This is a genomic window from Endozoicomonas sp. Z74 (genome assembly GCF_057680865.1).
The window spans coordinates 25,237-35,105 of the sequence record NZ_JBLYZI010000059.1 but is presented as its reverse complement, the minus strand read 5'-3'; the positions used below and the strand labels follow the sequence as shown (position 1 = coordinate 35,105).

The 9,869-nt window shown below is 57.1% G+C and carries 8 protein-coding genes; all 8 read right to left on the bottom strand.

Annotated features, from left to right (window positions below):
- Positions 1-801 precede the first annotated feature (801 nt).
- Positions 802-1,149, bottom strand: coding sequence for a DUF4280 domain-containing protein (locus tag ACNRUY_RS16580; protein ID WP_488112762.1), 348 nt, complete (start codon positions 1,147-1,149; stop codon positions 802-804).
- An 89-nt stretch (positions 1,150-1,238) separates the two neighbouring features.
- The gene (gene tssK / locus ACNRUY_RS16575; RefSeq protein ID WP_488112761.1) at positions 1,239-2,582 is read right to left on the bottom strand and encodes a type VI secretion system baseplate subunit TssK; all 1,344 of its coding nucleotides are present in this window, start codon (positions 2,580-2,582) and stop codon (positions 1,239-1,241) included.
- Between the two features lie 2 nt (positions 2,583-2,584).
- Complete coding sequence (gene tssJ / locus ACNRUY_RS16570; protein ID WP_488112760.1) at positions 2,585-3,082, bottom strand: type VI secretion system lipoprotein TssJ; 498 nt, start codon at positions 3,080-3,082, stop codon at positions 2,585-2,587.
- Positions 3,083-3,091: 9 nt separating this feature from the next.
- Complete coding sequence (tagH, locus tag ACNRUY_RS16565; protein ID WP_488112759.1) at positions 3,092-4,324, bottom strand: type VI secretion system-associated FHA domain protein TagH; 1,233 nt, start codon at positions 4,322-4,324, stop codon at positions 3,092-3,094.
- Positions 4,324-4,521, bottom strand: a complete 198-nt coding sequence (locus ACNRUY_RS16560) for a hypothetical protein (RefSeq protein WP_488112758.1) — start codon at positions 4,519-4,521, stop codon at positions 4,324-4,326. The genes tagH and ACNRUY_RS16560 overlap by 1 nt, the downstream gene beginning before the upstream one ends.
- Positions 4,522-4,590: 69 nt before the next feature.
- Entirely contained in the window at positions 4,591-6,183 is a 1,593-nt protein-coding gene (locus tag ACNRUY_RS16555; RefSeq protein ID WP_488112757.1) for a sigma-54 interaction domain-containing protein, read from the bottom strand.
- Entirely contained in the window at positions 6,180-8,810 is a 2,631-nt protein-coding gene (tssH, locus tag ACNRUY_RS16550; RefSeq protein ID WP_488112756.1) for a type VI secretion system ATPase TssH, read from the bottom strand. The genes ACNRUY_RS16555 and tssH overlap by 4 nt, the downstream gene beginning before the upstream one ends.
- A gap of 36 nt (positions 8,811-8,846) precedes the next feature.
- Positions 8,847-9,866 carry a type VI secretion system baseplate subunit TssG gene (gene tssG / locus ACNRUY_RS16545; protein ID WP_488112755.1) on the bottom strand — a complete coding sequence of 340 codons (1,020 nt, stop codon included), beginning with the start codon at positions 9,864-9,866 and terminating at the stop codon, positions 8,847-8,849.
- Between the last annotated feature and the right edge of the window lie 3 nt (positions 9,867-9,869).

The window sequence follows — 9,869 nt, the reverse complement described above, 5'->3', positions numbered from 1 at the left end:
CCGGAAATACCTTGTGCATCACCGGCAATGGGTGAGGGCGGCAGAGTTTTATGGAGGACACCGATCTGCTCTGGGGACATCATGGGTATGGACTTCAGGATGTCTTGGAATTGCTGAGGTTTCATGGCTGGAACTCCACTTTACACGACAATTCTCATGCTCAGGGAGTATAGACCATGTTAGCAACATTTAATTTGAACAGCGCCGATCAGACCCATTTGGGCAAGCTTTATTATTTATCAAAGCCTTTCAAATATTTTGAGTATTCCAGTATTCGTTTTTTTGTATCCAGGTAGCTTTGCGATTCTTCAGTTTTGAAGACTGCTCCAATTGCAATTGAAATAGCTTTGCCAGTTCCAAGTAGGATTAATGCTTTGAATGGTTTGGTCTATACACAACCAAGCCAATTAACAAGATTTAAATCATCATTAAATTTCAATTCGTTCGTATAAATACCAGAAAATATAATGAAGGTTACATATGCACTTCCTTTTCATTCGATTGTCCTTCATTTTTAGTTAACATGGTTGTATGACTTTTGGGTTATCAACTGGGAATTTGCAGCCATTAACTTGTATACGAATGTTATTGACTAATAAATACCATAGTTCTTTACCTGAATTTTTGTGTTCGGCCTTCAGAGCCAACCGGAGTTTATCCAGCAGATCTTCCCCTGCAGTGGAATCGTAGGGTGGCCAGCGCATGTTCTGAAGGGCAGAGCTTAATCTTGGCGGATTCGTAAGATTTCATGTTCGTTGCAAGATGTTCCTACTGCTGGAAAGTTGCTAGCAGAATCCCTTTCTACCGACCCATACCGGCTTTGGACGACGACTGCCCTGGGCTGCTGATGGTAATGGTTCCACCAATATCACAACTGGTTTTACCATCCTTGGTCAGCAGGGGTTTGCCATCCATCATCACTGAGTTGCGGCAGCTCCAGGGGCTGCTGGTGGCCGGGTTGCAGGGCGGTGATTTGTATTGCAGACCGCAGGACCCGAAGGGGGTGATGTTGCTGCCCGGAGCGTGGTCCATAATGGTGGCGATCAGGTTACCGTCGGATTTTCCGGTGGAAGAGGTGACAATCAAACTGCCGGGGGCGGAGCCGCCGGAACATTTCAGCTGGGCACCATTGGTAACGGTTTTTGGCATGGTAAGCCTCGTGTCTGTCCGGGCAGGGGGGGTTGTGGTTCAGAACAACCGGACACTCCTGCACTGTTGAAGGGTGAGTAGGATCGGCACTATTTTGATTCTGTCTGGTCCGATTCGTTACGGATGGCCCAGAGTTTCATGGCCAGCCCGGAAAAATCCCCGGAGGCGTGAATGGCCAGGCCGCCGGAATCTTTCAGAGAGGTCTGGTCATCCGGATCCAGTTCCAGGGCGAAGTAGGCGTGGTCTGAGTAAAACGGCAACTGTCGTGGGGCGATGGGCAGCGGTTTCAGGCAGATGCCGGGCAGGTTAAGGTTGACCAGGTCCCGAATGCGCTCTACCGAACCGATTTTTAGCCGGGCGGGCAGCTGCGAACGTAGGGCCTCGGTGCTGATGCCCGCCCGGGCGGCCATGACCAGAGTGGCGCTGGTGGCCAGGGATTTGTCTTCCAGGGTGGTGACACGGATGCCGTATTTTCTATCTTGCAGGGGCAATTCCACCACATGCTGTTCCAGCACCTGGCTCAGGAAACCTCTCAGGTCGGCCAGTAAGGCTCGGAAGCTATTGCCCTGATCATGGTGCTGGTATCGGTATTCTGTGGTCAGGCGACGCTGGCTGGAAAAGGTAGAAAGCTCCCCCAGCAGACCCAGGCACTCCAGATAGACGGTTTCCGGGTGTACCGGGTTGGTCCGGGACCAGTGCTTAAGCCGGGGCAGAGTCTTGTTCAGTACCTGCAGCATCAGAAAGTCTCCCACCTCGGTGCCACTGACGGTGCCGGTGGACCGAATGCGCTCCGCCACCTGCTGGCTGCGGTGCTCCACCAGGCCGGTCAGTTCCTGCAGGGCACTGGTGATCAGGTCACAGGCGCTGGCATTGAGGTAAGTGGGCTGGAAATCGCTGTCCAGGATAATGCCGGTTTCCGGGGTGGCCTCCTGGATATGGCAAACCGGGATACGAACCCATCCAGCATCGTCGCTGGCACCTGCCTGAAGACGGAGATCCAGTCGGCTGCAGGCAATACTGTACGACTGCCGGGCTGTTGAACAGGTGTCGAACACCGAGGCCTCATAAGCGACGGACCGGGAAATCACATCCTGCTGATCGCTCCCACGGACTTCCAGGCGACTGTCTGAGCTGACTGGCAGGGTCAGGTAGACTGGCGTGTCGGTGGTGGCCTCGGTCACTTCGATCACCGGTTTGCTGTTGCTGCGGTTGATATCAAACAGGGTGCCATCCGGCAGGACACCGGCGGCCCGGTTAAGGGTGATTTTTCCCATTTTCAGATACTGGCGGTTGATCTCCAGATCCGTCAGTCCCCACTGGTTGCGCTGCAGCTCGGCAGTGCGAAATTGAATCTGGTGCTGCAGGTAACGGTCCTGTTGCTGGAAATGCTGCGGACGCAACAGCATGCCTTCCTGCCATACGACACTATCCATGTTTATTGACCTCCATTACTGGCGTGGGGGCCAGGGGTTTTCGGGGCAGAAATGCGTTTAATGCGGATGATGCCGTTGCCGGTCATCTCCAGTTCAAAATGCTGGCCTTCCTCCGGCTTAAGAGGGAGGGTATAGCGCCAGGTGCTTTCTTCCAGGTTCCGGTAAGCGGCAGTAACACCCAGGTAATGGGCTTCCGGGCGCATTCTCAGGGGCAGCTGCATCCGCTCACCGGGGCGCAGCACCTGACGTTCGCTGGCCAGCAGGTCTGGACCGAGGGCATTCTCCGGCTGATGATAGAGCTCAAAGAAGCTGGCATTGCCAAAAGCGGTGGCTGAGGCCAGCTCATAAAGGGTGATCACCATGGGCGACGGTCGTCCACGGGCATCCGGGTTCTGCTGCCCGGTGGCCTGAAGGGTCAGGTCCACCAGGGTGGGATCGGGCGTGCTGGAGCAGGCCGCCATCACCAGGCAGGTGATCAGTACAGTCAGTGTTCTTTTCATGATTCTCCCTCAGCTTTCAAGATCCTGGAAAGCGGCGTTAAGCAGTTGTACCTGTTCTTCATAGGCGGTGGCGTAGTCGCGGCTCACCAGGCTGGCCCGCCAGTCCCGATCATCGCTTAGGGACTGGTGCAGGGCCTGATACTGTCTCCAGTAGCGGGCCTGGGTATTGCCCCAGCGGCCTGCTCCTTCCTGTTCAAACCGGTAGACCAGGCTGCGGGGGGATAACTGTTCCAGCAAGCTGTCCAGGGACGCCCGGGTGGCCGCCAGCTCTGCCACCTGGTGTGCCTGCAGATCCCGGAAACCATTGCGGAATGACTGGGCCGGGGATAGGTAGCCGGACTGGCGGTCCAGTATCAGTGACAGAGCCTGATTGGCATCGGACGTGAACTTCAGAGGGTTGTTGCCTTCGGTTTTCAGTGTGGTCATGGACATGCGCAGTTCATTCTTGACCTCGCTGCGGGTACGTAGTGCCTGCTGCATACCGTTGATGGCGACCCTCAGGGCATGGCCCAGCTGTCCCATCAATTCCGTCCGCTCTTCCGGAGTGAGGACTGACAACTCAATGCCCAACCCCTGGCAAAAGGCGTCCAGTGCCTGGTGATCCGCGGGCTCTGAAGCTCCGCTCAGCGGGCTGCTTTCTGGCGGTATGAGGGCGTCAGTGACCGGGTTTTCTGTGGCGTTGGCTTCCATCAGGCTGGGTGGCTGAATCCGTTCCACCATGGAGTCACGGCTTTCTGTCACCGGGGAGTTGGCAATTTCAGACGGGGGCTGAGTATTGGTATCCAGAAGAGCCGTTAATGCTTTGTCATGGTTGTCTTTCAGGGCGGCAATGGGATCGGTTTGCAGAAAGTCATCATCGGGAATCAGCAGCTGGCTGCTGTCTCTGGCCTGGCCCACTTCGGGTTCGAAGGTTTCGGCATCCTGCAGCAGTCGTGCCCGCAGGCGGTATTCGCCAATACGGAAGCTGTGGCCATGGTCGATTTTCACGGCATCACCACTGGGGAGACGGGTGATAGGATCAAGGCGGGTGATGCCATTCTGGCTCAGGTCGGTGATGTAAAAGGCGCCTTCGGAAAAACTGATCCGGGCGTGGTGCCGGGACAGGCACTTCCGGTTGTCGGGCAGATACCAGTCGGTATCCTGTCCCCGGCCGATCAACCCGCCAGATTCGTTGAAAGTATGGGATGAACGCAGGTCGGCATCCCAATGGGCGGCATGAATGATGTCAAGGGCAAGTTGCATCAGTGCGTTTCCTCGGTTCGTAATTCAACGGGCTGCTGTTCACCGGGCTGGGACGTATCATTTTTGTGTCGTATTTCTACGCTCTGCTCGCCGGGGGCTTTCTGGCCCACATAGCGGTAATGTTCGGTGCTGGTGCAGGCAACCAGGGTCGGGAGTATGAGTAATGGCAACAGCCATTTTCCGGTCAGGTGTTTCATGGTGGTCATCCAGCGGTCTTAATGGAAAATCAAGGTAAGCGTCGGCTGATCGATGGCGTTATTCGTTATTTATTCGCTAATGGCTGGGGCTGCGGTTGGCTGCAGCTTCAGTTTTCGCATGCGGTACACAAAGGAGCCGCGGCTGATTCCCAGGAGTTTTGCGGCCCTGACCTGGCTTCCCCGTTCTGTTGACAGGGCGGCACTGATCAGCTGCACCTCCAGTTGCTCCATGTATTCGTTAAAGGAGCAGGTCAGAGGCAACTGAATCTCCAGCCTGTGAGAGGCGTTCGGACGGTCACTGCCTTCCACTTCCCGTGAGCGGTCTCCGATATTGAGATGCTCCACCCGGATGGGTTCGTCTTTGTCCACCATCATCAGGCTTCTGCGCATCATGCTTTTCAGCTCCCGGACATTGCCGGGAAATGGGTAATGGTTCAGGAAGTAGATGGTGTCCCGGTGCAGGTAGTGGTCCAGGGGCAGGTTGTGGCCGGTGATTTCATTGAGAAAGAAGGTGGCCAGTACCTGCCAGTCGTCTTCCCTTGAGCGAAGCGGTGGCAGCGGGATCGGAAATTCCTCCAGGCGGTAATAGAGATCCTGGCGGAAGCGTCCACTTTCAACCCTTTTCTCCAGATCCCGGTGGGTGGCGGCGACGATCCGTACATTCACCGGTTTCGACCGGGTCGAGCCCAGGGGACGGACTTCTTTCTCCTGCAGGACTCTCAGCAGTTTGGCCTGGAGTGACAGGGGCATATCTCCGATCTCGTCAAGGAACAGAGTGCCCCCTTCGGCGGTGGAAATCAGGCCTGGATAATTCCGGTCAGCGCCGGTAAAGGCGCCTTTCTGGTAGCCAAACAGTTCACTTTCCAGCAGGTGTTCGGGCAGGCTGGCACAGTTTTGTACGACAAAGGGCTGGGTTCGGCGGGAGCCATAGTCATGCACGGCTCTGGCCACCAGTTCCTTGCCGGCGCCAGTCTCTCCGGTAATCAGGACCGCTGCATCGTTGTGCAGAACCTTGGAGATCAGGCGACGGACGCCCTGCAGGGCTTCACTGTTACCGGCCAGTCGATACCGCCAGGGGTTATCTTCTGGTGGTTGGCCTGGCTGGGGTTCCGGCGTATTAACGGTTACCCGCTCCTCCAGGGTATTCAGCAGCCGGGTCTGGAGCAGGTAAAATCCGGCAATGTGCTGTAGCTGCCGTGTGATCAGGGCTGTCAGGGGTTGAAAGGCGTTGCCCATGACCAGAACCCCGGCCACCTTTTTTCCCGCACCGTATACTGGCACAACTGTCAGGTCCTGCCAGGTTGTACCGGAAATTTCCGGCAGGAAATCCGTCCGGTCGGCCTCCTGAAAAGTCTGCAGGGGCAGGGTTCGGGCCTGACCACTGATCAGGCAGTGGGACAGGGGGCAATCACCCTGTTCCCTCAGGGGTTTGACCAGACCGTCCGCCTGACTGATTCTGCCGTTCAACCACTGGCCACTGCGGCACAGGCTGGAGAGGCTGTCATCCAGCAGGTAGAGCTGAACCAGCTCTGAGCGGCCCAGAGACTGGCAATGGTCCAGGGTCTGCCGCAGGAGCTGGTCATGGCTGCTCTGTTCTGCCTGAATCCGGAGCATCTCCAGAAAGCTTTCCGAATGCAGCGCAAGGTTTTGGGCTACTGTCATGTATCCCCTCCACTGTTATCCCCGTCGTCCTGAGGGTCACCGGTAAACTCGAAATCCATGGATCCGTCTTCCGCCAGGAGAATATGGACGTGGGAGACCGACTGTCCGGTGGTTATGGCCGACAGAAGTCGTTCAGAGAGCACGGGCAATAGGTTGCCGTTAATGATGTAGTCAATATTTCGGGCCCCGGTCTCACCCTGGGTACAACGGCTGGCAATGGCCTGCTCCAGGGGGGCGTTCCAGTGCAGGGTTCGATTCTGCCGGGCCAGCCGGTCCCCCAGCTGTTGCAGCTTGAGCCTTACCAGCAGTTGCATCACATCCGGGTTGATGGGCAGATAGGGAACCAGGGTCATGCGAGCCAGCAGGGCGGGTTTGAAGTGACGGTTCAGTTCCGGTCGGATAGCCTGGGCCAGTTGTTCCGGCGACGGCAGTGTTTCTGATTCGGTACCCGCCTGATAAAGACGACAGAGAGTGTCAGCCCCCAGGTTGGTGGTCATCAGGATCAGGGTATTGCGGAAATTGATTTCCCGGCCTTCGCCGTCATTGGCCACGCCCTTGTCAAAGACTTGGTAGAACAGGTTCAGGACATCCGGATCGGCCTTTTCCACTTCATCCAGCAGTATTACGGAATAGGGCTTCTGACGTACTGCCTCGGTCAATACACCCCCTTCACCGTATCCCACATAGCCTGGAGGGGAGCCGATCAGCCGGGATACCGTGTGTTTCTCCTGGAATTCAGACATATTGATGGTGGTCAGAAAACGTTCGCCACCGTAGAGCAGGTCGGCCATGGCCAGTGCGGTCTCGGTTTTACCCACTCCGCTGGGGCCTGCCAGAAGGAATACCCCCGCCGGAGCATTGGGGTTTTCCAGGCCTGCGGCTGAAGCACGGATGGCATGGTTCAGGGCCTCTACCGCATGGTCCTGACCCTTGATGCGGGCTTTCATTCGTTCCGGAAAAGACAGCACCTGTCGTGAGCGTTCCTCCACCAGGGAGCCCAGTGGGATACCGGTCCAGTGGGAAAGCACTTCACCCACCAGTTTTGGGCTCACTTCGTAATGCACCAGGCTGTTTTCCTGTTGTGCCTCTATGATGGCCGCTTGCAGGTCATCCAGCTGTTCCCGGATCCGTTCCTGCTCACTGTCATCCTCCTCGTCGGCCATGGTCTGGCGCAGCTCCAGAATCTGAGAGGCCAGTTCCCGTTGGGTTTCCCATTGCAGGGTTAAAGTGGTTTCCGTCTCTTTGAGGCTGTCCAGGGTGGCCCTGAGGCTCTCCAGACGGTCGCTCTCGCTGTGCAACCCGGCATCATAATCCCGCTGGCAGGCCTGCAACTCCCGGTTAAGCTCGGCAATCTGTCCGCTGGTGTCTTCCAGCACAGCGGGGCGGGCGTTAAGGCTGATGCGAACCCGGGCGCAGGCGGTGTCCAGCACATCCACGGCTTTGTCCGGCAGCTGACGTCCGGTAAGGTAGCGGGCGGACAGTTCGGCTGCGGCAACCACCGCATCATCCCGGAGGAAAACACCGTGGGCCTGCTCGTAGTGATCCGCCAGCCCACGCATAATGGTGACAGCCTGGGCGACAGTGGGTTCCAGCAGTTGCACTGGCTGGAAGCGACGGGCCAGGGCAGCGTCTTTTTCAAAGTATTTTTTATACTCCGACCAGGTGGTGGCAGCTACCGTTCTTAGCTCCCCCCGGGCCAGGGCCGGTTTCAGCAGGTTGGCGGCATCGCCCCCTCCGGCCTGGTTGCCGGCACCAATCAGGGTGTGGGCTTCATCAATAAACAGAATGATGTCCAGGGTGGAGGCTTTCACTGCATCAATAACACTGCGAAGGCGTCGTTCAAACTCACCCTTGACGCTGGCACCCGCCTGCAGGCGGCCCATATCAAGTGACAGCACTTCAACATTTTTCAGGATGTCCGGCACCCGCTGTTCTGCGATGCTCAGAGCCAGTCCTTCCACAACGGCTGTTTTACCGACTCCGGCCTCACCCACCACGATGGGGTTGTTTTTACGACGGCGGGCCAGAATATCGATCATCTGGCGGATCTCATTGTCCCGGCAGAGTACCGGGTCAATCCGGCCGTTGCGGGCCTGGAGGGTCAGGTTTTCGGTGAACTGGGTCAGCGGATCATCCCCACCAGGAGCGGGCTGACCATTGGTGTGGGACTCCAGAAGACCTTCGATCAGCTGCCGCAGGCGGTCTGCGGGCATTTCCGTCAGAGCCTGATAGTAGTCGGTGTGGGCATAGCGGCCGGGGTTTTCGAGAATGGCCAGCAGCAGGCTGCCAGTGATGATTTCGTCCTGGTGAAAGTCAAGGCTGCCCAGCATATAGGCTTCCTGCAGCCACTGGATCAGCAGCTGGGAAAACACCGGGTTTTTGCTCTCGGCGCTGCGGCCACTGGCCATGGGCTGCAGGGCTTTCAGCAGAGCTTCACGCTGGATGGCAAACTGTTTGAGGGCGGCACTGAAGAATCCGTTTTCCGGTTCCAGCAGAGCCAGAAGCATGTCCTCAATCAGTATTTCAGAACCTCCCCGGGCGACACAGCGCTCGGCGGCCACTTGAAGGGCGGTTCGGGTTTCCTTATCAAGGGACTGGATCAGGTGTTGCAAGTTCTTACTGCTCATGGGCAATAGAATCCTTTCGCAGGGATGGCTGAAACGTCAACCGGTTGAGTTGGAGTCGGCAATCAGTACGGAATAAGAGTCCTGTCGTTTACCCAGCCAGCTGGTCCAGCCCAGCCGGCAGGGGTTGCCTTCAGTAAGGGACAGGGGTTTAACGGCGTCATCTCGCAGGGTCAGCTCAATGTCGTAATCCAGAGGGTCCTTCAGGGTAAATCGGACCAGTTCGTGAAGGGTGGCATGGCCTTCTGATCCGGGCAGAAACCGGCCAAAGTCCTCCCAGCTGAGGTTGGTGATATGAATCCGGAAGCTGGAGCTGCGGTCATGGATGTGCTCACCCAGCACCAGGTTGAGACCCAGCCGGTGATTTTGCTGTCCCAGGCGGTTTCTCTGGGATAAGGGCACGGAAACGTGCCGGGGGACACATTGCTCGATGCGTATATCCCGATGCTGAAAGTAGTATCGCAACACCGCTTCTATCAGGGCCGCGGAATGAGAGCGTTGGCTCAGCAGACCCAGATAGGGAAGCAGTCGGCGCCAGTTCAGGCGGGTGTCGGTGCGCAGGTCCGGGTGACCCAGGCCGATCATGGAAAACATCCGGCCTGAGAAAATATCGTCGGCCCCGCTGCGAAAGGCGACATGGTACCGGTATTTCAGCCATACCGAATGGATCAGCCGCTGCAGGCGGTGATTGAACAGATCCAGAAAATCCCGGATACGCGTGGCATTGGGATCATCGCCCACCGCGGCTTCGGTGTACCAGGGCGGTAGGGGAGAACTGGCACCGTGCAACCCCATCAGGTTAATCATCATTTCCGCCATTAACCGGTTGCGCTGGTAGTAAAAGCGCACGGACTCTACATCACTGCCGGGAAAACCCAGAGACGGATTGGCGCGGAACCGGATCAGGTCAAACGCCTCCTCCTCGGACAGACCCGGGTTATGCTGCTGAAGCCACCGGGTGGACTGATCCACAGCCTGGAACAGTGTGTAGTTCTTGACGGGGTACTCAAATGGGCCATCCAGTGGCTGGTGGCCTGTGGGGACAGTATCAGTGGGCACGTT

Bases quoted from the DNA above. Each gene is read 5' to 3' on its own strand.
- ACNRUY_RS16555 (WP_488112757.1), bottom strand. From the start codon at position 6,183: ATGACAGTAGCCCAAAACCTTGCGCTGCATTCGGAAAGCTTTCTGGAG.
- ACNRUY_RS16580 (WP_488112762.1), bottom strand. From the start codon at position 1,149: ATGCCAAAAACCGTTACCAATGGTGCCCAGCTGAAATGTTCCGGCGGC.
- ACNRUY_RS16560 (WP_488112758.1), bottom strand. From the start codon at position 4,521: ATGAAACACCTGACCGGAAAATGGCTGTTGCCATTACTCATACTCCCG.
- tssJ (WP_488112760.1), bottom strand. From the start codon at position 3,082: ATGAAAAGAACACTGACTGTACTGATCACCTGCCTGGTGATGGCGGCC.
- tssH (WP_488112756.1), bottom strand. From the start codon at position 8,810: ATGAGCAGTAAGAACTTGCAACACCTGATCCAGTCCCTTGATAAGGAA.
- tssK (WP_488112761.1), bottom strand. From the start codon at position 2,582: ATGGATAGTGTCGTATGGCAGGAAGGCATGCTGTTGCGTCCGCAGCAT.
- tagH (WP_488112759.1), bottom strand. From the start codon at position 4,324: ATGCAACTTGCCCTTGACATCATTCATGCCGCCCATTGGGATGCCGAC.